19 protein-coding genes and 1 pseudogene are annotated in these 25,114 nt (G+C 67.7%); 12 read left to right on the top strand and 8 right to left on the bottom strand.

All coding sequences use genetic code 11. The features are described from left to right. Positions 1 to 32: 32 nt before the first annotated feature. Positions 33 to 1,418, bottom strand: coding sequence for a 2-oxoadipate dioxygenase/decarboxylase HglS (hglS, locus tag ACORQU_RS09775; protein ID WP_491641000.1), 1,386 nt, complete (start codon positions 1,416 to 1,418; stop codon positions 33 to 35). 333 nt (positions 1,419 to 1,751) lie between these two features. Here hglS and ACORQU_RS09780 point away from each other — a divergent pair, with 333 nt between their 5' ends. Then, positions 1,752 to 3,014, top strand: coding sequence for an MFS transporter (locus ACORQU_RS09780; protein WP_271647459.1), 1,263 nt, complete (start codon positions 1,752 to 1,754; stop codon positions 3,012 to 3,014). A 48-nt stretch (positions 3,015 to 3,062) separates the two neighbouring features. Here the strand turns inward: ACORQU_RS09780 and ACORQU_RS09785 are convergent, their stop codons facing one another. Further along, positions 3,063 to 3,980, bottom strand: coding sequence for a LysR family transcriptional regulator (locus ACORQU_RS09785; RefSeq protein ID WP_271647458.1), 918 nt, complete (start codon positions 3,978 to 3,980; stop codon positions 3,063 to 3,065). 326 nt (positions 3,981 to 4,306) lie between these two features. On the opposite strand from ACORQU_RS09785, the gene kdgD reads away from it, so the two are divergent. The 5 genes from kdgD to garD all read left to right on the top strand — a co-directional run bounded on the left by kdgD (position 4,307) and on the right by garD (position 11,130). Further along, positions 4,307 to 5,224 (top strand): 5-dehydro-4-deoxyglucarate dehydratase, encoded by a 918-nt coding sequence (gene kdgD, locus ACORQU_RS09790; protein WP_491641001.1) that lies wholly within the window; start codon positions 4,307 to 4,309, stop codon positions 5,222 to 5,224. Further along, on the top strand, positions 5,224 to 6,807 hold the full coding sequence (locus ACORQU_RS09795; protein ID WP_491641002.1) for an aldehyde dehydrogenase (NADP(+)): 1,584 nt from the start codon (positions 5,224 to 5,226) through the stop codon (positions 6,805 to 6,807). Before kdgD ends, ACORQU_RS09795 begins: the two co-directional genes overlap by 1 nt. Before the next feature lie 178 nt (positions 6,808 to 6,985). Further along, a complete protein-coding gene (locus tag ACORQU_RS09800) occupies positions 6,986 to 8,179 on the top strand; it encodes an OprO/OprP family phosphate-selective porin (protein ID WP_491641003.1) in 1,194 nt (397 codons plus the stop codon). 55 nt (positions 8,180 to 8,234) lie between these two features. Continuing rightward, entirely contained in the window at positions 8,235 to 9,563 is a 1,329-nt protein-coding gene (locus tag ACORQU_RS09805) for an MFS transporter (protein WP_491641005.1), read from the top strand. 25 nt (positions 9,564 to 9,588) lie between these two features. Beyond that, entirely contained in the window at positions 9,589 to 11,130 is a 1,542-nt protein-coding gene (gene garD / locus ACORQU_RS09810) for a galactarate dehydratase (protein WP_491641006.1), read from the top strand. 195 nt (positions 11,131 to 11,325) lie between these two features. Here garD and ACORQU_RS09815 read toward each other — a convergent pair whose 3' ends face one another. The 5 genes from ACORQU_RS09815 to speE form a co-directional block, all read right to left on the bottom strand. Then, entirely contained in the window at positions 11,326 to 12,840 is a 1,515-nt protein-coding gene (locus ACORQU_RS09815; protein WP_491641007.1) for a YifB family Mg chelatase-like AAA ATPase, read from the bottom strand. Positions 12,841 to 12,870: 30 nt separating this feature from the next. Continuing rightward, complete coding sequence (gene ubiK / locus ACORQU_RS09820) at positions 12,871 to 13,125, bottom strand: ubiquinone biosynthesis accessory factor UbiK (protein ID WP_271647448.1); 255 nt, start codon at positions 13,123 to 13,125, stop codon at positions 12,871 to 12,873. Positions 13,126 to 13,290: 165 nt separating this feature from the next. Next, positions 13,291 to 13,950 (bottom strand): BUD32 family EKC/KEOPS complex subunit, encoded by a 660-nt coding sequence (locus ACORQU_RS09825; protein WP_491641008.1) that lies wholly within the window; start codon positions 13,948 to 13,950, stop codon positions 13,291 to 13,293. Positions 13,951 to 14,190: 240 nt separating this feature from the next. Beyond that, positions 14,191 to 15,303 carry a glycerophosphodiester phosphodiesterase gene (locus ACORQU_RS09830; protein ID WP_491641009.1) on the bottom strand — a complete coding sequence of 371 codons (1,113 nt, stop codon included), beginning with the start codon at positions 15,301 to 15,303 and terminating at the stop codon, positions 14,191 to 14,193. 161 nt (positions 15,304 to 15,464) lie between these two features. Next, positions 15,465 to 16,319 carry a polyamine aminopropyltransferase gene (gene speE, locus ACORQU_RS09835; RefSeq protein ID WP_491641010.1) on the bottom strand — a complete coding sequence of 285 codons (855 nt, stop codon included), beginning with the start codon at positions 16,317 to 16,319 and terminating at the stop codon, positions 15,465 to 15,467. 162 nt (positions 16,320 to 16,481) lie between these two features. Between speE and speA the strand changes: the two genes are divergently transcribed. Beyond that, positions 16,482 to 18,371: an arginine decarboxylase gene (speA, locus tag ACORQU_RS09840; RefSeq protein WP_491641011.1), complete on the top strand. Its 1,890-nt coding sequence runs from the start codon at positions 16,482 to 16,484 to the stop codon at positions 18,369 to 18,371. Between the two features lie 123 nt (positions 18,372 to 18,494). Beyond that, on the top strand, positions 18,495 to 19,058 hold the full coding sequence (locus tag ACORQU_RS09845; RefSeq protein WP_491641012.1) for a nuclear transport factor 2 family protein: 564 nt from the start codon (positions 18,495 to 18,497) through the stop codon (positions 19,056 to 19,058). 175 nt (positions 19,059 to 19,233) lie between these two features. On the opposite strand, the gene ACORQU_RS09850 is transcribed toward ACORQU_RS09845, so the two are convergent. After that, the gene (locus ACORQU_RS09850) at positions 19,234 to 20,148 is read right to left on the bottom strand and encodes a LysR family transcriptional regulator (protein ID WP_491641013.1); all 915 of its coding nucleotides are present in this window, start codon (positions 20,146 to 20,148) and stop codon (positions 19,234 to 19,236) included. A gap of 98 nt (positions 20,149 to 20,246) precedes the next feature. Between ACORQU_RS09850 and ACORQU_RS09855 the strand changes: the two genes are divergently transcribed. The 4 genes and pseudogenes from ACORQU_RS09855 (at position 20,247) to ACORQU_RS09870 (ending at position 25,114) form a co-directional block, all read left to right on the top strand. After that, the gene (locus ACORQU_RS09855; RefSeq protein WP_491641014.1) at positions 20,247 to 21,734 is read left to right on the top strand and encodes an MmgE/PrpD family protein; all 1,488 of its coding nucleotides are present in this window, start codon (positions 20,247 to 20,249) and stop codon (positions 21,732 to 21,734) included. 235 nt (positions 21,735 to 21,969) lie between these two features. Continuing rightward, positions 21,970 to 23,061: pseudogene (locus ACORQU_RS09860) on the top strand (acyltransferase family protein); the annotation flags it as partial. Between the two features lie 293 nt (positions 23,062 to 23,354). After that, positions 23,355 to 24,356 carry a sensor histidine kinase gene (locus tag ACORQU_RS09865; protein ID WP_491641015.1) on the top strand — a complete coding sequence of 334 codons (1,002 nt, stop codon included), beginning with the start codon at positions 23,355 to 23,357 and terminating at the stop codon, positions 24,354 to 24,356. Continuing rightward, the gene (locus ACORQU_RS09870; protein ID WP_491641016.1) at positions 24,353 to 25,114 is read left to right on the top strand and encodes a LytR/AlgR family response regulator transcription factor; all 762 of its coding nucleotides are present in this window, start codon (positions 24,353 to 24,355) and stop codon (positions 25,112 to 25,114) included. The genes ACORQU_RS09865 and ACORQU_RS09870 overlap by 4 nt, the downstream gene beginning before the upstream one ends.

Genomic DNA, 25,114 nt, shown 5'->3' on the forward strand with positions numbered 1-25,114 from the left:
CGATCACCGGCAAGGTAGGGCGAGCGCGCAGCCTAGGCGGCCGCGGAGGCGATGCCAAGCGCGGACAGGCAGCGGGCGATGGAGCGTTCCTGCGTCTGCGCGTACAGCGCCAGTTCGTCGAGCACCTCGGCGCCCAGGTCGGCATGGAACTGCGCCTGGTTGGAGCTGGCCAGGTGGTCGTTGCGCGCGCCTTCGCCCAGGTTGGACTGGAAGATCCCCGCGGCGCTGACCGGCAGGAAGTCCTCGTACACGATGGGGGTGAAGCCCACCGCACCATTGGCCACCAGAGCCTCGATGTCGCGCGCCTGTCCGGCGCGACCGGCATCGATGACGTGGTAGGTGAAGTAGGCCAGTCCCTGCGCACGCAGGCCGGCCTCGTCATCGGGCAGGGCCTGGAAATGCTTGTCCAGGAGGGCGTAGTAGCGTTGCGCGCTGTCCTCGTCGGGCGTGCCGCCAGATTCCGCGCGCACGGCGGCCAGCAGGGCGTCGTAGGTCTGGCGTCCCTTTGGGGTGAGGGCCACGCCGCGCTGCTCGATCTCGCCAAAGCGGGCGGTATGCACGCCGGGGGCGTCGGGCTGGTCGACGAAGGCGACCTGTTCCTGCAAGGCCTTGAAGCTGGTCTGGCGCAGCAGCACGGGGCAGGCGCGGCGCGGCGGGCCCTCGATCACCGCCTTGGGGCTGATGCCGCGCGCGGGCATGTCGCGCTGGACCGCGTCGATATCCAGCGTGCGCGGCGTGAGGTGGTTGATGTGCGGGCCCTTGAAGGCCACCACGTCGGCGACCAGGCGGTGCTGGTCGTGCAGGGCCTTGTATTGCGCGGCGGTGACGGTGGCCTGGGCGTGCCAGCGGAAGGTGTGCAGCGCCTCGGCGATGAATTCCTCGCCCTCGGCCTCGGTCAGGCCGCCGGCCCGCTCGCACTGGTCGATCAGGGCTAGCGCGCGGTCGGTGAAGATGCGGCGTTTGGCCAGCAGCTCGGCCGCCAGTTCGCGCAGCGCGGTGTCCTCGACCAGTTCCAGGCGCAGCAGCGAGGTGAACACGCGGAATGGGCTGATCCGCAGGGCGTCCTCATGCACGGCGCGGAAGGCGGTGGAGTGCACCGGCACGCCGGCCGGGCTGAGATCGTAGTAGCCCACGGCGGTCATGCCCATCACCGCGAACAGGCGACGGATGTCGCGCAGTTCTTCCGGCGTGCCCACGCGGATGGCGCCGTGGCGCTCGCCCGACAGGCGCTCCAGGTCGCCACTGGCGCGCAGGCGTTCGGCCAGGGCGGGGTCGGCCGCGAGGACGGCGCGATTGGTGTCGGCCACCAATTCGAGCAAGGTGCCGTACTGGGGCACCTCACGGCGATACATCTGCGACATCGCATCAGAGAAACGGGCGCGCAATAGATCGCGGTCCACGAATGAGCTATTCGACATTGGTATGGCTGGCTTGATCAGGGTCAGGGACGTAATGCTGTAAGGGCCAGGGACAACTGGCAAGCGAGATCTGGGAAATAAATCATTCCTCGATGGAATGTCCCGTGATCTCGATCGGCGACGGGCCTGCGGCCTCACGCGCCGATCTTCTGGTCATGCGCGATTGGAATGCGGGGATTCCGCAAAGTCGCTTGCCGCGCCGGCCGGCCCCGGGAAACGATGGACGCATTTTTTGCATGCAGCCCAGGCGGATCGCATCGCCCGGGTGCCATGTGCGGCGACTTGCGCATGGCGATTTTTCAATCGATTCAACAAAGTCCAAAAGGGGTGGAGATGTCCAACAGCGTGGAAACCGGGGTCAACGCGACAGGCAACAGGATCTGGATCACGGCCTTCGTATTCTGCTTCCTGACGATGGTCATCGACGGGGCCGACGTGATGCTGCTGGCCTACAGCCTGAGCAGCCTCAAGGACGAGTTCAACCTGACCTCGCTGGAGGCCGGCAGCCTGGCCAGCTACACGCTAGCGGGCATGGCGGTGGGGGGCATCTACGGCGGCTGGCTGGCCGATCGCCTGGGTCGGGTCAAGGCGGTGGTCTTCAGCGTGCTGCTCTTCAGCATCGGCACGATCTTCCTGGGCTTCACCCACAGCTATGTGGAGTTCGCGGTGGTGCGCGGGGTCTCGGCGCTGGGCCTGGGCTCGGTCTACGTGGTGTGCAACACGCTGATGGCCGAATACGTGCCCACCCGCTATCGCAACACTGTGCTGGGCAGTCTTCAGGCCGGCTGGTCGGTGGGCTACATCGTGGCCACGCTGCTGGCCAAGTGGATCCTGCCCAGCTATGGCTGGCGCCCGCTGTTCTACACCGGCGCGGTGCCGATCGCGATGGCGCTGCTGATGTGGAAGATGGTGCCCGAGCCGGCCACCTGGCTGCGCGTGCGCGAGCAGGCCAAGCGCCTTGCGGCCAGCGGCGCGACGTTGGTCAAGGAGAAGGGCAAGTTCAACCAGATCTTCTCCAGCCCCAAGGCCGCGCGCATGTTCGCGCTGTGGGCGGTGACGGCCGGGTTCCTGCAGTTCGGCAACTACGGCGTCAACAACTGGATGCCCAGCTATCTGGAAAGCGAGTTGGGGATGAAGTTCAAGACCATGACCACCTTCCTGGTGGGCACCTACGGTGCCTCGATCCTGGGCAAGGTGCTGGCCGGCTACGTGGCCGACAAGGTCGGCCGGCGCACGGTCTTCGCCTTCGGCTGCCTGGGCACGGCGCTGTTCCTGCCGATCATCGTGCTGTTCAACAATCCGCAGAACATTTTGTGGTTGTTGATCGTCTTCGGCTTCCTCTACGGCGTGCCCTACAGCGTCAACGCGACCTACATGACCGAGAGCTTCGAGGCCAAGTACCGTGGCTCGGCGGTGGGCGGGGCCTACAACGTGGGCCGTATCGGTGCGGCGCTGTCGCCGGCGGTGATCGGCTTCTTCGCCACGCGTGACTCGATCGGCTTCGGCTTCCTGTTGGTGGGCGCCGCCTACCTGATCTGCGGCCTGATCCCGGCGATCTTCATCCGCGACAAGCAGTACGACCCGGTCCGGGAATAAGTGCTTCCACCCGTGCGCCCCGCCCGCGACGGCGGGGCGCACGCCACCTCAGCTGGCCGCTCCGGCCGGCTGGGGCGCGGTGCGCTCCTGCCCGATCAGCGGCAGCAGCTGCGGCAGCGCCGGGTTGTCGTTGTCGTCCTTCCACACCATGTGCAGCTCCACCGGACGCGCCGGCGCCAGGCCGGTGACGTTGCGGTAGACGATGCCCTCGTAGCGCAGGCTGCTGGCGGCCTCGGGAACCAGGGCTACGCCCAGTCCGGCGCGCACCAGCGACAGCACCGAGTGCACCTGGCTGACGTGCTGCTCGTAATGGGGCGCCACGCCCACGCGGCTGAAGATGCGGCCGACCAACTCGTAGAAGTAGCGCGCCTCGTCCGGCGAATACATCACCAGCGGCTGGCGATCGAAATCGCGCAGCTTCAGGCTGGGCTCCTGCGCCAGCGGATGGTCCTGGGGCAGGGCGGCCATGAGCGTTTCGCGCACCACGCAGCGGCTGCGCATGCCGTCGCGGGTGATCGGCGGGCGCAGCAGGCCCAGGTCCAGGCGGCCGTTGTCCAGGGCCTCCAGCTGGGAATGGCTGACCATTTCCTTGAGCTGCAGGTCGATGTCCGGCAGCGCCTTGCGCAGGTGGGCGATGGCCTCGGGCAGGAACCGGTAGCCGGCCGCGGCGGTGAAGCCGATGCTGACGCTGCCGGCCTCGCCCAGGCCCACGCGCCTGGCCGAGAGGCTGGCGCTCTCGGCCAGGCGCAGGATCGTGCGCGCCTCCGGCAGCAGGGTGCGCCCGGCCGGGGTCAGCCGCACCACGCGGTTGCTGCGGGTAAACAGCGCGGTACCGATGTTGTGCTCCAGCAACTGGATCTGCCGACTCAGCGGCGGCTGGGTCATGTGCAGGCGCGCGGCCGCCCGGCTGAAGTGCAGTTCCTCGGCCACCGTGACGAAGCAGCGCAACTGGTTGAGGTCGAACATTGATACCCGTCCTGGATGGCGCGACGCACGAATCGTGGCGTTCGCGCATGGTGGAGGACAAGCCGAGCCCAGTGAATCCTGCCAGGGCCACACGGCACCGCGGGGAGTGGCCGAGGGCGCGGTCGGGCCTCCGCGTCTGACTGAATTTATTTTTAAGTTCAGTCAGTTAGATCGATCGGTCACGACGGCCTTCTGAATTTTCTGGCCTCAGACCAAAGTCTAAACGATGCATGTTCGGCATCATTCGATGCCGTAATTGGCTTGGACTTGCATCAAGGCCGGCTCCTAGGATCGGCGCCCTGACCCCACGGCGCGAACGAAGGTTCATGAGCAAATACACCCCCACGGAAATGGCCCAGGCTCTCGGTGCTGGCCTGTTGTCCTTCCCGGTCACGCACTTCAAGGCCGACGACTTCTCCTTCGACGAGGTGGCCTACCGCGACAACCTGGGTTGGCTGGCCGGTTATCCGGCCTCGGGCCTGTTCGCGGCCGGCGGCACCGGCGAACTGTTTTCGCTGACCCCGGGCGAGGTGAACCGCGTGGTCAAGGCCGCGGTGGAAGAGGCCGGCGCCAAGACCCCGATCATCGCCCCGGCCGGCTATGGCACGGCGATGGCCATCGAGATGGCCCAGGCCGCCGAGGCCGCCGGCGCCGACGGCATCCTGCTGTTCCCGCCCTACCTGACCGAGTGCGACGCCAGTGGCGTGGCCGACCACGTCGAGCGCGTGTGCAAGTCGACCAAGCTGGGCGTGATCGTCTACAGCCGCGCCAACGGCAAGCTGGACGCCAACGCGGTCGAACGCATCGCCGCGCGCTGCCCCAACCTGGTCGGCTTCAAGGATGGCGTGGGCGACGTGGACCGCATGACCCGCATCTACGCGCGCCTGGGCGAGCGCCTGCTGTACGTCGGTGGCCTGCCGACCGCCGAGACCTTCGCCCTGCCGTACCTGGAGATGGGCGTGACCACGTATTCGTCGGCCATCTTCAACTTCCTGCCGGAGTGGGCGCTGGACTTCTACAAGGCCGTGCGCGCCCGCGACGTGGCCCACGTCTACCGCGAACTCAACGACTTCGTCCTGCCCTACACCGAGCTGCGCAACCGCCGCGCCGGCTATGCGGTGTCCATCGTCAAGGCCGGCATGACCGCCGTGGGCCGCACCGCTGGCCCGGTGCGCACGCCACTGGCCGACCTGACCGGCGAAGAACTCCAAACCCTCACCAAGCTGATTGGAGACCGCGGGTAATGGGTGCATTCACCGGAAACATGCTGATCGGCGCCAGCGCCGTCATGGGCGCCAACGGCACGATCAAGGGCCTCGACCCATCCACAGGTGCGACGCTGGAGCCGGCCTACGGCCTGGCCACGGCCGCCGACCTGGAGCGCGCCTGCGCGCTGGCGGCCGCGGCCTTCGACACCTATCGCGAAACCTCGCTGCAGGCTCGCGCGAGCTTCCTGGAGACCATCGCCGACGAGATTCTGGCGATCGGTGACGACCTGATCGAGCGCGCCATGGCCGAGTCCGGCCTGCCGCGTGGACGCCTGGAAGGTGAGCGCGGCCGCACCGTCGGCCAGCTCAAGCTGTTTGCCTCGGTCGTGCGCGAAGGCAGCTGGCTCGAGGCCCGCCTGGACCCGGCCCTGCCCGACCGCGCCCCGCTGCCGCGCAGCGACCTGCGTCAGCGCCATATCGCGCTTGGGCCGGTGGCCGTGTTCGGTGCCAGCAACTTCCCGCTGGCCTTCTCGGTGGCCGGTGGCGACACCGCCTCGGCTCTGGCCGCAGGCTGCCCGGTGGTGGTCAAGGCGCACAACGCGCACCCCGGCACCTCCGAACTGGTCGGCACCGCAATCCAGAAGGCCGTGGCCAAGTGTGGCCTGCCCGAGGGTGTGTTCTCCCTGCTGTATGGCGCGGGCAACGAGATCGGGACTGCGCTGGTCTCGGACAAGCGCATCAAGGCGGTGGGCTTCACCGGATCGCGCGCCGGCGGCATGGCCCTGTGCCAGGTCGCGGCCGCGCGCGCCGAGCCGATCCCGGTCTATGCCGAGATGAGCAGCATCAATCCGGTCTACCTGCTGCCCGAGGCGCTCAACGCGCGCGCCGAGGTGCTGGGCAAGGCCTTCGTCGGCTCGCTGACCATGGGCGCCGGCCAGTTCTGTACCAACCCGGGCCTGCTGCTGGCGATCGACTCGCCGGCGCTGGACACCTTCGTGTCCGCCGCCGTCCAGGCCCTCAAGGCGGCCCCGGCCGGCGTCATGCTGACTCCTGGCATCGGCCAGGCCTACGCCGATGGCGTGGCCAAGCTGGCCGCGCACGATCGGGTGACCACGCTGGCGCGTGGCCTGCCGGGCGAGGGTCCCAACCGCTGCGAAGCGGCATGGTTCTCCACCGACGCCGATGCCTTCCTGGCCGATGAGGCACTGCAGGCCGAAGTGTTTGGCGCCTCGTCGATGCTGATCCGCTGCAAGGATCAGGCCCAGCTGATCGCGCTGAGCGAACACCTGGAAGGTCAGCTGACCGCCACGCTGCAGATGGACAAGGGCGACACGGCCATGGCCAAGGCGCTGCTGCCGGTGCTGGAGCGCAAGGCCGGCCGCATCCTGGCCAATGGCTGGCCGACCGGCGTCGAGGTCTGCCACGCGATGGTCCACGGCGGCCCGTTCCCGGCCACCTCCGACAGTCGCAGCACCTCGGTGGGCACCCTGGCGATCAAGCGCTTCCTGCGCCCGGTCTGCTACCAGGACCTGTTCGCCGACCTGCTGCCCGAGGCGCTGGCCGACGGCAACCCGCTGGGCATCTGGCGCCGCAGCGACGGGGTGCTGGGCAAGGACTGATCTTCCCGCATGCGCCGATGTCTCACGCATCGGCGCATGCGGCACGCAACACCGAAGAGCCGGGCGCCGGATGGCGTCCTGATCACGCAGCGGGCCGGGAGGCCATTGACCGCTGCGCCACCATGTCACCGCATCGCCAGGCGCCGCGTGTATCGCGCCTGCATCGTCAGGAGAGGGGATGATGAAGTCCAAGCCTTATCGCACCACCACGTTGTTGACGCTGGCCATGACCAGCGCCTTGTTCGCGCCGCTGGCGCAGGCCGACACCAAGCTGGACAGCAATGGCTTCAACGCTGCGTCCGACGATGGCCAGTACACCTTCGGCATCCACGGCCGTGTGCAGTTCGACGGCGGCTGGTTCGACAACGACGACCGCGGCCAGGACAACGTGGCCGGCACCGAGCTGCGCCGCGTGCGCCTGGCCTTTTCGGGCAAGCTTGGCGATTGGGGTTACGTCATCGATTACGACTTCGCCAACAACAAGGCGACCGGGCAGACCATCGCCATCTCGCACAAACTCGGGCCCGGCTCGATCAGCGTGGGCCAGATCAAGCCGTTCTACTCGCTGGAGTACACCACCGACGACTTGTGGGCTTCCATGCAGGAGCGCTCGTGGGTGGCCGACACCCAGGCGCTGGGCTACCGCTATGGCGCCTCCTGGGTCGGCAACACGGCGCAGTGGGTCTACGGGGTGAACCTCTACAACGAGGCCAACACCGATACCGACCGCAACAGCGGCCTGGGCGAGTCGGCGCGCGTGGTCTGGCTGCCGCTGCCCAAGCAGGACGGCCTGCTGCACCTGGGCGTGAGCGGTGGCCACGATGAGATCGGCCGCAACCAGAACGATGTCTACACCGGCGCCAGCGCCTCGGTGCGCGCGGCCGGGCATCTGTCCGACCAGTCCCGCTTCACCCTGATCTCGCTCAACGACGGCAGCCGGGTGGACATCAACAAGTACGTGGGGGAAGTCGCGTACTCGCGTGGCCCGTTCTACGTGCAGTCCGAGGCCGGCAAGGCGCACTACGACGATGGTGCGCAGGACGGTGACCTGAAGACCGGCTACGCCACCGTGGGCTGGTTCATCACCGGCCAGACGCGGGGCTACGACTTCAAGAAGGCCCGCTTCACCCGCCCGGAGAACATCGGCGAGCACGGCGCCTGGGAAGTCGCGCTGCGCTACGACACCGCACACGGCGAGCAGGCCACGCGCGACATCGAGGTCAAGGCCAGTTCGGTAGGCGTCAACTACTACGCCAGCAAGAACGTCCTGTTCCGCCTGAACTACATCCACAGCCAGACCCAGGATCACTTGGCCCACCTCACCCGCGACGAGACCGACGCGATCACCGGCCGTATGCAGATCGCGTTCTGATCGCATTGACCTCGGAGCACATGAGATGAACGCAATGTCTGAAAAGAGAACGCGGATGCGGCTGTGGATCGTCGTCTTCCTCTTCATCGTCACCACGATCAACTACGCCGACCGCGCCACGCTGTCCATCGCCGGCTCCTCGATGCAGAAGGAGCTCGGCATCAGCGCCGAGGAACTGGGCTTCATCTTCTCGGCGTTCGGTTGGGCCTATGTGATCTGCCAGATCCCCGGCGGCTGGCTGCTGGACCGCTTCGGTGCCAAGAAGGTCTACGGCTGGGGCATCGCGCTGTGGTCGGTGTTCACCGCGCTGCAGGGCGCCATCCACATCCTGCCTGGCGGGATGATGGTGCCGGCCCTGTTCCTGTTGCGCTTCCTGGTGGGCGTGGCAGAAGCGCCCTCGTTCCCGGGCAACAGCCGCATTACCGCAGCCTGGTTCCCGACCAGGGAGCGCGGCTCGGCCTCGGCGTTCTTCAACTCAGCCCAGTACTTCGCCACGGTCATCTTCGCCCCGATCATGGGCTGGATGGTGGCCACGCTGGGCTGGCACCACGTGTTCCTGGTGATGGGCGCGGTGGGCATCCTGGCCGCGCTGGTGTGGCGCGTGGTGATCTACAACCCGCGTGAGCACCCTCACGCCAACCAGGCCGAGATCGACTACATCGCCGCTGGTGGCGCGTTGGTGGACATGGACAAGCCGGGCGAGAAGAAGTCGGGCAACCAGTGGTTCTACGTCAAACAGCTGCTGCGCAAGCGCATGATGGTCGGCGTGTACCTGGGTCAGTACGGCGTCAATGGAGTGACCTACTTCTTCCTGACCTGGTTCCCGGTGTACCTGGTGCAGGAGCGCGGTATGTCCATCCTCAAGGCCGGCTTTGTGGCGTCGCTGCCAGCGCTGTGCGGCTTCGCCGGTGGCGTGCTGGGCGGCATCTTCTCGGACTGGCTGCTGCGCCGCGGCCACTCGCTGACGTTCGCCCGCAAGCTGCCGATCGTGCTGGGCATGGGCCTGTCGGCGGTGATCGTGGTGGCCAACTACGTGTCCACCGAATGGATCGTGGTGGCGGTGATGGCGCTGGCCTTTTTCGGCAAGGGCGTCGGTGCGCTGGGCTGGGCGGTGGTGTCGGACACCGCGCCCAAGCAGATCATTGGCCTGGCCGGCGGCATGTTCAACATGTTCGGCAACCTGGCCTCGATCACCACGCCGATCGTCATCGGCTACCTGGTCGGCAGCAGTGGCTCGTTCGCCTCCGCGCTGGCCTTCGTGGCCGCCAATGGCGCGCTGGTGGTGGTCAGCTACCTGGTGATCGTCGGCAAGATCGAGCGCATCGAGCTGCGCGATCCGCCGCAGGGCGGTGCGAGCGGCCAGGTCGCAGCGCTTCAGCATTAACGACAAGGCAAGCAAGGTGACCGTGATGTCCGCAGTTCCCACCCCCGACCAGTGGCGCAGCATCCGCCTGCGCCCGGAAGACAATGTCGCCGTCGTGGTCAACGACGGCGGCGCGCCGGCCGGTGCCACGTTCGAAGATGGCGTGACCACGCTGGAGCCGGTGCCGCAGGGACACAAGGTGGCGCTGGTGGACATCGGCAAGGGCCAGGCGGTGCTGCGCTACGGCACCGCCATCGGCTATGCCAACGCAGACATCGCACGCGGCGCCTGGGTCAGCGAACAGCTGCTCGACATGCCCGCCGCGCCGGCGCTGGATGCGCTGGACATGACCCTGCAACCGGCACCTCCGGCGGAGCCGCTGGAAGGCCACACCTTCCAGGGCTATCGCAACCGTGATGGCAGCGTGGGCACGCGCAACATCCTGGGCATCATGACCAGCGTGCAGTGCGTGGTCGGCGTGCTTGGCCATGCGGTGGAGCGCATCCGCGCCGAGCTGCTGCCCAAGTATCCCAACGTCGACGATGTCGTGGCGATCAACCATGTGTACGGCTGCGGCGTGGCGATCACCGCGCCGGAGGCGATCATCCCGATCCGCACCCTGCGCAACATCGGCCGCAACCCCAACTTCGGCGGACAGGCGCTGATCGTCGGCCTGGGCTGCGAGAAGTTGGTCCCGGAAAAGCTGCTGCAAGACGATGCCGACGCCAGCGACAGCGCCGTCTATCGCCTGCAGGAGGCCAGCATGGGCTTCCAGGACATGGTCGCCTCGATCATGGAATTGGCCGAAACGCGGCTGAAGCACCTGGATCAGCGCCGGCGCGAGACCATCCCGGCCTCCGAGCTGGTGGTGGGCATGCAGTGCGGCGGCAGTGACGCGTTCTCCGGCATCACCGCCAACCCCGCGCTGGGCGTGGCGGCCGACCTGCTGGTGCGGGCCGGCGCGACGGTGATGTTCTCGGAGAACACCGAGGTGCGCGATGGCATCCAGCTGCTGGTGCCACGCGCGGCCAATGAAGAGGTCGCCAAGGCGCTGGTGCGTGAAATGGCTTGGTACGACAACTATCTGGCACGTGGCCAGGCCGACCGCAGCGCCAACACCACGCCGGGCAACAAGAAAGGCGGGCTGAGCAACATCGTGGAGAAGGCGATGGGTTCAATCGCCAAGTCCGGCTCCTCGCCGATCAACGGCGTGGTCTCCCCGGGCGAGCGAGTCAAGGGGCGCGGTCTGCAGTACTGCGCGACCCCGGCCAGCGATTTCGTCTGCGGCACGCTGCAGACCGCCGCCGGCATGAACCTGCACATCTTCACCACCGGCCGCGGTACGCCGTATGGCCTAGGGATGGTGCCGGTGATCAAGGTCGCCACCCGCAGTGAATTGGCGCGGCGTTGGTCGGACCTGATGGACGTCGATGCCGGCGTGGTCGCCACCGGCGAGAAGTCGCTGGAGGAGCTGGGCTGGGACATCTTCCAGCTCTATCTGGACGTGGCCAGTGGCAAGCAGACCTGGGCCGAGCACCACCACCTGCACAACGACCTGGCGCTGTTCAACCCCGCACCGATCACGTAATCGGTGCCCGAGGGGCGCGGAAGGTCGGCGCATTCCGTCGCGCTTGCCCTGCTCGGCGAGGATGGTGTCGGCGCTGGCCAAAAATATTGCGTCATCCGCGTGCCGGCGAAAGCATGATCGCGGCGGGCTGACTTCGGCACTCCTTCGCCCATGCCGCCAGGGGGCACGGTGGCCTGACCCGGTGTGCGGGTTGGCTCAAGCCGCGTGCGGCTGTGTGCCCGCTGTGTGCTGCCGGTAGCCCAATGCCTCGGTGAGATGGACGCTGGCGATGTCCTCGCTTCCGGCCAGGTCGGCGATGGTGCGGGCCACGCGCAGGGTACGCTGCATCGCGCGTGCGGAGAGCTGTAGCCGGTCGATGGCGCGTTCCAGCAGGGCCTGGTCGGCGTCGGCCAGTCGGCAGCAGGCGAAGGTCTCGGCCTGGCCCAGGCGTGCGTTGAGCGTTCCGTTGCGGGCGATCTGCCGCGCACGCGCGGCCTGCACCCGGTCGCGCACCGCCTCGCTGTCCTCGCCGGGCGCGGCATCCGGGCGCAGATCCTGTGGCGGAACCCGGGGCACCTCGACCTGCAGGTCGATCCGGTCCAGCAGCGGGCCGGAAAGCTTGGCGCGGTAGCGGGCGATGACCTGCGCGCTACAGCGACAGCGCCCGCTCGTATCGCCTGCCCAGCCACAGGGGCAGGGATTCATCGCGGCCACCAGTTGGAACCGGGCCGGGAACTCGGCACTGCGCGCCGCGCGTGAGACGGTGACCGTGCCCGACTCCAGGGGCTCGCGCAGGACCTCCAGCGCGCGTCGGTCCCACTCGGTCAGTTCGTCCAGGAACAGCACGCCGTGGTGGGCCAGGGAAATCTCGCCCGGGCGTGGCTGCGCACCGCCGCCGACCAGGGCGACCGCGCTGGCGGTGTGGTGCGGGGAACGGAACGGACGCTGGCGCCAACGGGACGGGTCCAGCCCACGGCCGCTGACCGAGGCCACCGCCGCGCTCTCCAGCGCCTCGGCTTCGCTGGCCTCGGGCAGGATGCCGGGCAGGCGCGAGGCCAGCAGGGTCTTGCCGCAGCCAGGGCTGCCGACGAACAACAGGTGGTGCCCGCCGGCGGCGGCGACCTCCAGCGCGCGACGTGCGTGGGCCTGGCCGCGCACATCGCGCAGGTCAGGCATCGGCACGGCCGCCACCTGCGCGGGCTCGGCCAACACCGGCGGGCGCGCGCCGGACAGCATCGCGCAGACTTCCAGCAGCGTGCGCGCGGTGCAGGCGCCGCCGTCGCGCACCAGCGCCGCCTCAGGTCCGTTGCCCAGCGGCACCAGCAGGCGCCGCTGGGCCCGCGCGGCGGCCAGGACCGCTGGTAACGCGCCATCGATCGGGCGCAGCTCGCCGGTCAGGCCCAGCTCGCCGAGGAATTCCCAGCCGGCCAGCGCCTGCCGGTCGATCTGCCCGCTGGCGGCCAGAATCCCCAGCGCGATGGGCAGGTCGAAGCGACCACCCTCCTTGGGCAGGTCGGCCGGAGCCAGGTTGACGGTGATGCGCCGGGCGGGGAACTCGAACTGGGCACAGAGCATCGCCGCCCGCACCCGGTCGCGGCTTTCGCGCACGGCCGCTTCGGGCAGGCCGACGATCTGCGTAGAGGGCAGGCCGCCGGACAGGTGTACTTCGACCTGCACGCCGGGCGCATGCACGCCGGCGCGGGCCCGGCTGTGGACCAGGGCAAGACTCATGGGGACGCTCCTTGTCCGCCGGAGGGGGGGCTAGCGCTGCGGCGCGCTCCGGGCTTCCAGCGCGGCCACTTCGCGCTCCAGGGCCTCGAGCTTTTCCCGGGTGCGCAACAACACCGCGCGCTGCACCTCGAACTCCTCGCGGGTCACCAGGTCCAGCTTGGACAGGCCGGATTGCAGCGCGCTCTTGAAGGTGCGCTGCAGGTCCTCGCGCGATTCGCGCAGGCCGGGGGGCACCAGGTCGCTGAGGCGACGGGCGAGGTCGTCGATGGGATTGAGGTCGATCATGGGGCACTCCTGCCGGGGACGGGCATCAGGCTCGCATCCGCAGGGCGGAAACGGCCATCGGCCGATGCCGCGGGGCCGCGTCGGACAATTCCGAGCCTGCCGCGCGGGCGGGTGTGCATTGGACCGGATCGACGCCCGGCTGCGCAATGCGCCGGGCGCGTGGGCTCAGGCCTTGGCCCAGCGGTAGAAGCGCTTCCAGCCATTGCGGACCCCGGTCACCCAGCCGCGCTGGGCGACCACCTGGGCGCGCTGGCCGGTGATCTGGCGTCCGGTAAGACGCTGCTGGATCTTCAGCGCGTTGGCCAGGTCCGAGCGACGCAGCTCGCGCAGCAGGGGCAGGCGCATCATCCAGCGCGGCAGGCGCATGGCCGAGGCGTAGTCCAGCAGCACCAGGGTGCCGCCGCTGACCATCAGATTGGACGTGTGCAGATCGTTGTGGGTGATGCCGGCCGCGTGCAACTGGGCGATGAGCGAGCGCAGCTGGCGGAAGACCGCCGTTCCGGCCTGTGCGGCCTCGCCCCCCAGCGCGGTGCCGGTGATGAACTCCATGCCCAGCAGGAGCCCGCCCGCAGTGCCCAGCAGCATGGGGGCATGACGCCAGCCCGACAGATGCCGAAGCATCCGCGCCTCGCGCCAGACCAGCAGGCGCGCCAGCGGCGCCATCGGCGTGCCGGCGTAGCGGCGGTAGTCCTTGACCACGACCGGGCGGCCCTCATATGGGGTCACGTAGACGTCTGGCTCCAGGACGCGCTCGCCGCGTTTGAGCAGTTTGGCGCTGGCCGGCAGCCGGGCGCCGGGATGGAAGGGAAGCAGGGCGGAATTCATGGGGGTGACATCTCCCGCTGGCGACGCCGGTGTCACGGCAGACGGCAGGAAAATGATTACTGTACTTTGTGGTTCGGCAATCAATTCTAACGTCTTTACGACATCAGGATGTAACGTTTTTCCGACAGGACGTGCGGACACACCGTTGCACGCGCAGCGGTTATCCGAGGTTTCGGGTTCAGGCAGACCGTGCCCGAGGGCTGAACGGTCCGAGAAGGGCGCGGTGCTGCGCCCGGCGCCTCAGCGATCCGTGAGACGGTCGACGCCTTGGCGGCCCAGTGCCGGGTCGTCAGTGAAAAAGGCATCCACGCCGGTGCCGAGGAGGCGACGCATTTCCTCCAGCGTGCCTTCAATGGCGCGCGCGGCCGGCGCATCGCCCTGGCGCAGGGAGGCGGGCAGGAAGAAGTTCTCCGGCCGCAGGGTCCATGGCGCTACCCGCAGCCCGGCCGCGTGGGCATCACGCACCAGCGCGGTGGGCGGGCCCAGCCGACCGTCCTCCACCGGGACAATCGCCCGCACGGACGGCCCCAGGTACTGCGCGTAGGCGGCGATGGCGCGCAGGCCCGCCGGCGTGATCATCTCGGCATACGTCTGGGTGCCGCCGGCGGCCAGCACGTCGCCGGGCTGGCTATCGGGTTGGTCGATCAGCTGCAGCAGCGCGATGTTGGATCGCTCCGGTCTCAGTAATCCGTGCAGTTCCTTCAGGTTGGACACTTCGAAGGACTGGATCACCACCGGCGCGGTGCGCGTGTAGGCGTGGGCCTGCAGGGTGTCGAGCACCTTGCGCTCCATCGCCAGGCCGCGTTGCTGGAAGTAGGTGGGATGCTTGATCTCCGGGATCAGTCCGATCATCCGCCCGCGCGCGGCCGCCTCGGCGGCGGTGAAGTCGATGATCTCGTCCAGGGTGACGATCTGGAACTGGTCGTCGAAGGCGGTGCCACGCAGCTCCGGCAGGCGCTCGCGCGCGCGCAGCGTTTTCAGTTCGGCCAGGGTGAAGTCCTCGGTGAACCAGCCGGTGACCGCATGGCCGTCGATGGTCTTGCTGGTCTTGCGCGCCGCGAACTCCGGATGCGCGGCCACATCGGTGGTGCCACCGATCTCGTTCTCGTGGCGGGCCACCAGCGCACCGTCGCGGGTGGCGACCAGGTCCGGCTCGATGAAATCCGCGCCGTCTTCGATGGCCTTGGCGTAGGCGGCCAGGGTGTGCTCGGGGCGCAGTGCGCTGGCGCCGCGATGGGCGATGACCAGCGGGCGATCGGTGGGCAGCGGGGTGAGCGTCATGTCCTGGGCTTGGGCCAGCGAGAAGAAGGCGGCGCCCACGCAGCTCAGCAGCAACAGGCGCATCGGCATCATGCAGGACTCCGGAGCGGGGGACACGGGATCGGTGACCATGCACGCTGGCCGGTGGCGGTGGCAAGCGCATGACAGCGCGCCGGCGCGGCCTACGAAATAAGAAAACCGCGCGGCGGGCTGCCGCGCGGTTTGGTTGTCGGCCCGGCAGGCGAGGGCGCGCCTCAGCCTTCGCCCAGGGCCTCGGCCACGAACGGCGGCGGCACCAGGGTGCCGGTGTGCTGGTGGGCGGTGTAGTACAGCGTCGGGAACGGCTTGGCTTGCGCGTCCTGGGTGCGGAACGCGAAATCCGCGCTGGCGTCCTTGGAGGCGATGGTCACGCTCCACCAGCCGGTCGGGTAGCACGGCTGCGGGAAGGGCAGGGTCTTGAAAGCCTTGAAGCCAGCCTTGCCCATTTCCGCGCGCATGTCCTTGATCAAATCCAGCAGGGCCAGCGGCGATTCGGACTGCTGCACCAGCAGGCCATCGGGCTTGAGCGCCTTGAAGCAGCTCTCGAAGAAGGCCTGGTTGAACAGCCCCTCGGCCGGGCCGATCGGATCGGTGGAATCCACGATCACCACGTCCACGCTGCCGGCCGGGCAGTTGGCCATGTAGGCCACGCCGTCGTCGAACAGCAGCTCGGCGCGCGCATCGCTGTTGGATTCGCACAGCTCGGGGAAATACTTCTCGGCCATGCGCGTGACCTGCTCGTCGATGTCGCACTGGGTCGCGCTTTCCACGCCCGGGTGCTTGAGCACCTCGCGCAGCGTGCCGCAGTCGCCGCCGCCGATGATCACCACGCGCTTCGGATTCGGGTGGGTGAACAGCACCGGATGGCTGATCATCTCGTGATAGAAGAAGTTGTCCTTGGTGGTCAGCATCATCGCGCCATCGATGACCATCAGGTTGCCCCAGTCGGTGCTCTCGAAGATCTCGATCTTCTGGAACGGCGACTGCACCTCGTCCAGCTTGCCCTTCAGGCGGAAGCCGATCGCAGAGCCGGTGGGCTGGAAGTGTTCGATGTACCAGTTGTCGCTCATGAGGAGGTCCTGTGCGGGCGTGGCGGGCACAAGGGCCGGCGCCGGGCGGAAAAGGGAGGGTGCGGCAGGGTCCTGCGCGCGAGGCGGCGCATTGTAACGAAGCGCAATTCCCCAGACGTTACAATCCGCGGCCGTTTTCCCCGCAGACAGGCGCACGTCCCGATGAGCGATTGGTCCACCGACCAGGCCCGCAAGACCTACTCGATCCCGCACTGGGCCGACGGGTATTTCGACGTGGACGCGTCCGGGCGGGTGATGGTCAGCCCGCAGGGGCCGGGTGGTCCGGCCGTGGCCTTGCCCGAAGTGGTCGATGCCGCGCGCGCCAATGGCGCCAAGCTGCCGCTGCTGGTGCGCTTCCCGGACATCCTGGGTCAGCGCCTGGGCAAGCTGCAGGCGGCCTTCGCCCAGGCCCAGTCCGACTGGAACTATCCCGGCGGCTACACCGCCGTGTACCCGATCAAGGTCAACCAGCATCGTGGCGTGGCCGGCACCCTGGCCAGCCACCACGGCGAGGGTTTTGGCCTGGAGGCCGGCAGCAAGCCCGAACTGATGGCCGTGCTGGCGCTCTCGCGCCCGGGTGGGCTGATCGTCTGCAACGGCTACAAGGACCGCGAATACATCCGCCTGGCGATGATCGGCCGCAAGCTGGGACTGGAGACCTTCATCGTCATCGAGAAGCCCTCCGAGCTGAAGCTGGTGCTGGAGGAATCCCGCGCGCTGGACGTCAAGCCGGGTCTGGGCGTGCGCATGCGTCTGGCCAGCCTGGGCGCGGGCAAGTGGCAGAACAGTGGCGGCGACAAGGCCAAGTTCGGCCTGTCCCCGCGCCAGGTGCTGGACCTTTGGAAGTCGCTGCGCGATACCGAATACGCCGAGTGCCTGAGCCTGCTGCATTTCCACATGGGCTCGCAGATCTCCAACGTGCGCGATATCGCCAATGGCATGCGCGAGGCGGTGCGCTACTTCGTCGAACTCTCGCGCCTGGGCGCGAAGATCAGCCACGTCGACGTCGGCGGTGGCTTAGGGATCGATTACGAAGGCACGCGTTCGCGCAGCTACTACTCGATCAACTACGGGCTCAATTCCTACGCCGGCAACATCGTCCAGCCGTTGGCGGAGGCCTGCGAGGAACACGGCTTACCTGCGCCGCGCATCGTGACCGAGTGCGGCCGCGCCATGACTGCGCACCATGCGGTGCTGATCGCCAACGTCTCGGAAGTCGAAGAAGCGCCGGAAGGCCGCGTGCCTGACGCCCATGACGATGAGCCGGCCGCCGTGCGCCACCTGCGCGAGATCCATGCCGAACTGGATGAGCGTCCGGCGGTGGAGTTGTTCCAGGAAGCGCAGCACTTCCACGCCGAAGGCCTGAGCGCCTACGCGCTGGGCCAGATCGATCTCACCTCGCGGGCGCGTATCGATGACTTGTTCTACGCCATCGCCCATGGCGTGCGCGCGCGCCTGAGCCATGAGGAAAAGAGCCATCGCCCGATCCTGGACGAGCTCAACGACCGCCTGGTGGACAAGTACTTCGTCAACTTCTCCGTGTTCGAGTCGATCCCGGATGTGTGGGCCATCGACCAGGTGTTCCCCATCCTGCCGATCGAGCGGCTCGACGAAGCGCCGGCGCGGCGCGGCATCATCTGCGATATGACCTGCGACTCGGACGGCATGGTCAAGACCTATGTCGAGAACGAGAGCCTGGACACCTCGCTGCCGCTGCATCCGCTGAAGCACGGGGAAAGCTACCGCATCGGTTTTTTCCTCGTGGGCGCCTACCAGGAGATCCTGGGCGACATCCACAACCTGTTCGGCGACACCGACGCGGTGGAAGTCACCTGCGCCGACGGCGCCACCCGCATCACCCAGCAGCGCCGTGGCGACACCACCGACGTGATGCTGGACTACGTGGGTTATTCGCTGGCCGACCTGCGCAGCGCCTACGCCCAGCGCGTGGCCGCCGCCGGCCTGTCGGCCGAGCGCGCGGCCGAACTGTCCGCGGCGCTGGAAGCCGGCCTGACCGGCTACACCTACCTGAGCGACGAGCCGCTGGGCTGACCTCGCGGCCGGCCTGCTCGTCGCAGGGCAGGCACGGTTGGTCGCATCGACCGGGCCGGCGCATGGCGTTGCCTTCTGGCCTGTGGGGGAATGGGGCCTTCTTCGCGGACGGCTCCGTTTCCCATGAAAATCAGATCCAGCACGGTCACCCTGGTCACTCTTTCCTTCCTGGCCGTGTGGCCGGCGTTTGCCGCGCCCAATGACCCGCGCGACGTGGCCGCCGTGCGCCAGGTCGTCGAAGCGTTCCGAAGCTCCATCGTCGAGAAGGACAAGGCCAGGTTCACCAGGCTCTTCTTCTCCGAAAACCCTGAGCGGGTGAATTGGCAGTTCGTCAACGACGACGCGCGCATGGCGCGATTCCACAGCCTCAAGCCTGATGCGAAAAAGAGCCGGTACATCCCGGCGTCCAATTACCTCAACTTCATCGATTCGGTCGTCTCCAGTGCGAAGTCCAGCGAGGAGGTGTTTTCGGAGATCAGGATCGACACCGATGGCGAGGTGGCGTCCGTGGATTTCGACTATGCCTACCTGGAGGACGGCAGGCAGACCAACTGGGGGCGGGAAATGTGGCACTTGGTCCGCACCGAGGCTGGCTGGAAGATCATTTCGGTGATCTGGTCGATCCGCGACCCCGCGCCCGCGCCACGCGTGGAAGCGCCGTTGCCCGATCCTGGACGCGCTCGATGACGCCTGGCGGACCAGCGCCTGGTCCAGGTTTGCGCATTCGACTCGATTTCAGGCCCATGGCGATCACGCGCAGGGCGTGGCGGCTGCCAAGCGCTCGTCCGCGCTATCCGACGCGCGCTGGAAGCCGGCCCAACCGGCTCGCCTGCATGAACGACAAGCCGCGACGGTGGGGCCGTCACCCCGTCAGGGAGGCGTCCTCGCCGCGCGCGAGGATCGCGTTGTAGAACTGGTGCGCTGCCGTGGACAGGAGCTGACCACGCCGGCTGACCAGGCCGATCGTGCGCGTCACTGCCGGATCCACCAGCGTCACGGCGGTCAGCAGTGGGTGGCCTTGGCGCGGGAGTGCCAGACGTGGCACCACGGCGATGCCGACCCCTGCCTCGACCAGGCTGACCACGCTCATGATGTGGCGGACTTCGCAGAAAGGGCGGGGCAGCTCAGGAACGCCGGCCAGGGCCAGATCGAGCACGAAGCGATTGCCACTGGCTCGCGCCACGCTGATGTAGTCGTGGCCGGCCAGGTCGGCCCAGCGCAACTCGGAGCGGCTGGCCAGCGGATGCGCGTTGTGACAGGCCACCACGAACGGTTCGGTCAGCACCGGTCGGAATTCCACCTCTGGCTCCTGCGCGCCGATGTAGTTCAGGCCGAAATCGGCCTCCCGGCGGATCACGCTGGACAGTCCGTCGCTGGCGCCTTGATCAACTACACGGATCAGGATCCTGGGAAATCGCGCATGGAAGTCGCGCAGCACGTCGGGCAGGAAATGGGTCACGGCCGACGGCACGCACGCCACGGTGACCTCGCCTGCGACGCGCGCGGACAGTTCACTGGCGCCCAGGAGCGAGGCATCGAACTCGTTGATCAGCTCGCGCGCCCTGCGCGCGAGGTTGCGCCCGAACGCGGTCAGGTTGACACGACGCGTCGTGCGTTCGAGCAGACGAACGCCCAGGGCGCCTTCCAGCTTGGCGATACGTCTGGACAGCGCCGGCTGGGAAAGATGGATCTCCAGTGCCGCGGCGCTGAAGTTGCCGCGCTCAGCCACGGCGACAAAGGCACGAAGATCGCTCAGGTCTGTATTAATGCTCGCCATGCATAGGTCTCTCAGATTTTTGCAGTTCTAACCGCGAAAGGTATCCGTCAGCATGGCATTTCACAGGTTTCTCCATCGCTGATGCCGGAGGATCATGCATGAATAACATCAATCGTCGAATGCTGCTGAAGGCGGGCGCCCTTGCACCGTTGACCGCTGCCGTGCCGGTCTTCGCGACCAGTGGGGGCAATGACCGCCAGGCTGCGCCCGCGCCCAACGCCGATGCCGCGCGGGCCGGACAGGGCGTGACCCGGACCCTGGCGCGCTACCTCGTGGGTGCGCAGTACGAAGACCTTCCGGAGCAGGTTCGCAAGGAAGGAACCCGGACGCTGTTCAACTGGGTCGGCGTGGCGGTCGGCGGATCGCATCATGAGACCGTCGATCGCGCGGTGGCGGCGCTGGCGCCGTTCGCGGCGCCGTCGCAGGCGCACTTGCTGGGCCGCAGCGAGCGCTTCGACATCATGAACGCGGCCTTCGTCAACGGCGTCGCCAGCCACGTGTTCGACTTCGACGACACCCACCTGAAGACCATCATCCACCCCGCCGGCCCCGTGGTGTCGGCCCTGCTGGCGCTGTCCGAATATCACCCGGTCTCGGGCCGTGACTTCCTCAACGCGGTCTTGCTGGGCGTGGAAACCGAATGCCGCATCGGCAACGCGGTCTATCCCAACCATTACGACATCGGCTGGCACATCACCGGCACTGCCGGCGTATTCGGCTCGGCCGCCGCCACCGGCAAGGTGCTGGGCCTGAGCGAGCAGCAGATGGTCTGGGCGCTCGGGCTGGCCGCCTCCCAGCCGGTCGGACTGCGCGAGTCGTTCGGTTCGATGAACAAGAGTTTCAATCCGGGCCGGGCCGCGGCCAATGGCCTGTTCGCCGCCTTGCTGGCCGCGCGCGACTTCACCAGTTCCGACGCCATGATCGAAGCCAAGCGTGGCTGGGCCAACGTCCTCAGCACCAAGCAGGATTATGGTCAGATCACCGATGGCCTGGGCGAGCACTACGAGGCGGCGCTCAACACCTACAAGCCCTTCGCCTGCGGGATCGTCATCCATCCGGCCTTGGATGCGGCGATAAAGCTGCGCAACCAGTACCACCTTCAGCCCGCGCAGATCGCCAGCGTCGCCCTGAAGGTGCATCCGCTGGTGCTGGAACTCACTGGCAAGAAGACGCCGCAGACTGGCCTGGAGGGGAAGTTCAGCATCTACCACGCGGTAGCGATCGCGCTGGTGCAGGGCGCGGCCGGGGAACGCCAGTTCAGCGATCAGGCCGTGCACAACCCGGTGGTGGTCGCGCTTCGCGACAAGGTCACCGCGACCGTCGACCCGGCGATCAAGCCGGAGCAGGTGGACATGACCATGACGTTGGCCGATGGCCGCACCTTGCATAAGTTCATCGCCCACGCGGTCGGCAGCCTGGAAGTGCCGATGAGCGATGCGCAGCTTGAGGCCAAGTTTGCCGACCTGGCCAAGGACATCCTGCCCGATGCCCAGGTGCGCCAGCTGGTGGGGGCCTGCTGGAATGTCGCCCAACTGCAGGACGCCGCGCAGATCGCGCGTCTGGCCGTGCCCGCGCACGACGCCTGAAGCCGGCCTCGTCCCGCGCCGTTTGTGTTGCGGCGGAGTGGGGACTGCCAAGCGATCGAGATCGGACGAGGCCTGCGGGCGCTGGTGCGGACCGCCGGTGGCGGAAGGATCCGCCTCGTGATGTGCATGCCCCACGTCCCGCCGGTCGATGCGGGTTGCGCCACCGCGCGCTGGGAGATGGCATGCGTGCGGCGCATGGTTTCTAATCGGGCATTCCCGCCCGCAAGGATGCGTCGTGCGATTGCCCGGACTGGACCTGCTGCGTGCCCTGGCCATCGTCTGGGTGATGCTGTTCCACAGCTACCTGGTTGGCGGACTGGGGCCGGTCGGGGATGCGTTCGCGCGGCATGGCTGGATGGGCGTGGACCTGTTCTTCGTGCTCAGCGGGTTCCTGATCGGGCAGCAGGTGCTGGCGCCGCTGTCGCGGGGCGAGCCATTGCGCTTTGGCGACTTCTACCTGCGCCGGGCCTTCCGCATCCTGCCGGCGTACTGGGTGGTGCTGGCGCTCTACCTGGCCTGGCCCGGCTTTCGCGAGCGAGAGCAGATGGCGCCGTGGTGGCACTACGCGCTGTTCGTCTACAACCTGCGTTATGTCCCAGGGCAGGATGTGTTCGCGCAGGTGTGGTCGCTGTGCGTGGAAGAACACTTCTATCTGGTGTTCCCGCTGCTGGCCTGCGCTTGCAGCGGGCGGCTGAGCTGGCGTGGATTCGGTTGGGCATGCGCGGTGGTGGTGGCCGCCGGCGTCGTACTACGTGGCGTGATCTGGGTCCACGACGCGCAGCTGCAGGTGGCCAGGGGCGGCACGGCGGCGGACTGGTTCGGCCGCGACCTGTACTACCCGACCTGGAATCGACTCGACGGCCTGTTGGCGGGCGTGATGCTGGCGGCCTTGCGTGTGTATCGCCCGGCACGCTGGTCATCGCTGCAGGTGCACGCTAATGCCGCGTTGCTGCTCGGGTCGCTGGGCGTGGGGTTGGCGCTGTGGTCGTTCTGGTCGCGCCTGAGTCCGGTCGGCAACACGATCGGCTGGCCGCTACTGTCTGCGGGGATGGTCTTGCTGGTCTTTGCCGGCGCCTCGCCGCACAGCTGGATCGGTGCGCGCCCGGTACCCGGGATGGGCTGGTTGGCGCGCGTGTCCTACAGCCTGTATCTCACGCACACCGCCGTGGCCGGCCTGGTGCATCGGCATCTGGGCCCCTGGGTCGACGGCCACGGCGTGCTCAGTTTCGCCGCGTATGCCAGTGCCTCCCTCGCTGGCGGTGCGCTGCTGCACTACACCGTCGAACGCCCCGGCTTGCGGCTGCGCGCGCGCTGGCTGGCGCGGCGGCGTGACCCACAGGACGTGTCTCCCAGGCCGGGCTTCCAGAATGCGCGCGACCCGGCGACCCCCGGTCGCCCCGGCTTGTCGCGCACGATGCACGATTGAGCGCAACATCGCGCCCGATCGCTGGCGTGTGCGGCGCACCTGGGCTCCAATGTGCAGCATCTTCTGTCGTGAGCGCCCCTTTGCCAGATCGTTCTCTCGCTCTCCTGTCGAGGATGCCCAGGACCGGGCAGCTCGCACGGGTGCAGCCGTCCTGGTCGTTGGTCTGGGTGGCGGCCCTGCCCATGGTGGTGTGCATGCTGATCATGGGCATGCTGGCCTTCAGCCCGCGTGGGGCGATCTATCGCACGCTCTACCTGGCAGCTTGCCTGGTCTGGTTCCCGGTCCTGGCCGCGCTGCAACGGCGCGTGTGGCGCCGGAATTGGTCGGCCTGGCGCTGGATCGGGCTGATCCTGGTGGTGACCTATGCCATGTCGGTCGTCAACAACGTGCTGGGCATCGCGATGTCGCAGGCCTTGGCCTGGCAACCGGAGCGTCGCTGGTCGCGGCTGTCCCTGTTCGGTGGTCTGGATGACTGCTGGTGGGCGCTGCTCGCCTTCTGCGCGTTACATGCGCTGGTCGTCCACACCATTGCGCTGCAGCGTGAACAGAGCCGGTTGCGCGACATGGAACTGGTGGCCAGGGAGGCAGAGCTGCGCGCCCTGCGTCAGCAGCTGCAGCCGCACTTCCTGTTCAACGCGTTGAATGGGATCTCGACCCTGGTGGCCGACCGGCGTCATGAGGCGGCGCTGCGGATGATCGCCGATCTGGCCAGCTTTCTGCGCACCACGCTGGACGCGCCAGCGCACGAGGTGCCACTGGCCGAGGAAATCGCCCTGACCCAAACCTACCTGGCGATCGAGCAGGCGCGGCTGGGCGAGCGCTTGAAGGTGCAATGGGACATTGGCCCTGACGTGTTGGCGGCGCGTGTGCCTTTTTTGCTGCTGCAGCCGCTCGCCGAAAACGCCATCCGTCATGGCATCGCCCGCCGTCGTGAGCCAGGGCGCTTGTCCATCAAGGCGACGTGCGAGGGCGAGCGTCTGCACCTGCGCGTGGAGAATGAAGGTGTCGACGCCGCCGCCGATATGGCGACGGCCCCACCTGCGGTCCCGGTTGGTCAGGCCAATCTCGTCAGCCGTCTGAAGCAGCTGTATCCCGACGCATACGCGTTTCAGGCCCGGCGGCTCGGGATGTCGGATTACCGCGTGGAGATCACGATCCCGTTCACAGGGTTCAAAGAGCAGGACGCCGGCACATGATGTCGGCACCCATTCGCGCCATGATCGTGGACGATGAACCCTTGGCGCGGCGAGGCATCGCGCTGCGACTTGGACAGTGTCCGGATTTCACACTGATAGGCCAGTTTGGGGACGTGGAGGCGGCGACCGTGTGTCTGGATCAGCAACGCCCCGATCTGGTGCTGCTCGATATCCAGTTGCCCGGCCGGTCCGGACTCGAGTGGATCCGTAGCCTGGCGCCGGCCCAGCGGCCTCACGTCATCCTGCTCACCGCCCACGCGCAGTTTGCGCTTGAGGCATTCGCCCTGGACGCCATCGACTATCTGCTCAAGCCCATCGACGATGAGCGTTTCGACGATGCGCTGGGGCGGGCTCGGCGGCGGCTGAGGTCGGTTCCGGAGGCGCGTGGGGATGTCGGCGGCGAGGCCGGACTGACGCGCGCGCCGGAACGTTATGCCGTCCGTGTTGGACATATGGTGCGCTGGATCGCGTTGGCGGATCTGCGTTGGGTCCAGGCTGATGGCGACTACGTGCAACTGCATACCTCACAAGGACATGGGCTGTTGCGGCGCTCCCTTCAACAGTTGCAGGCGGAGCTGGAGCCGGAAGGCTTCGTCCGTGTGCACCGCTCGACCCTGGTGCGCGTGGAAGCGGTTGCCGAGTTGCGTGCATTGACCAACCGCGATGCGCTGGTGCGGACCCAGGAAGGCGCGGTGATCCGGGTCAGTCGGACCTATGTGGATGGACTGCGCGCGCGACTGCAGGGCGGACGGACATGA

It is taken from the genome of Pseudoxanthomonas sp. JC1303 (genome assembly GCF_058448525.1).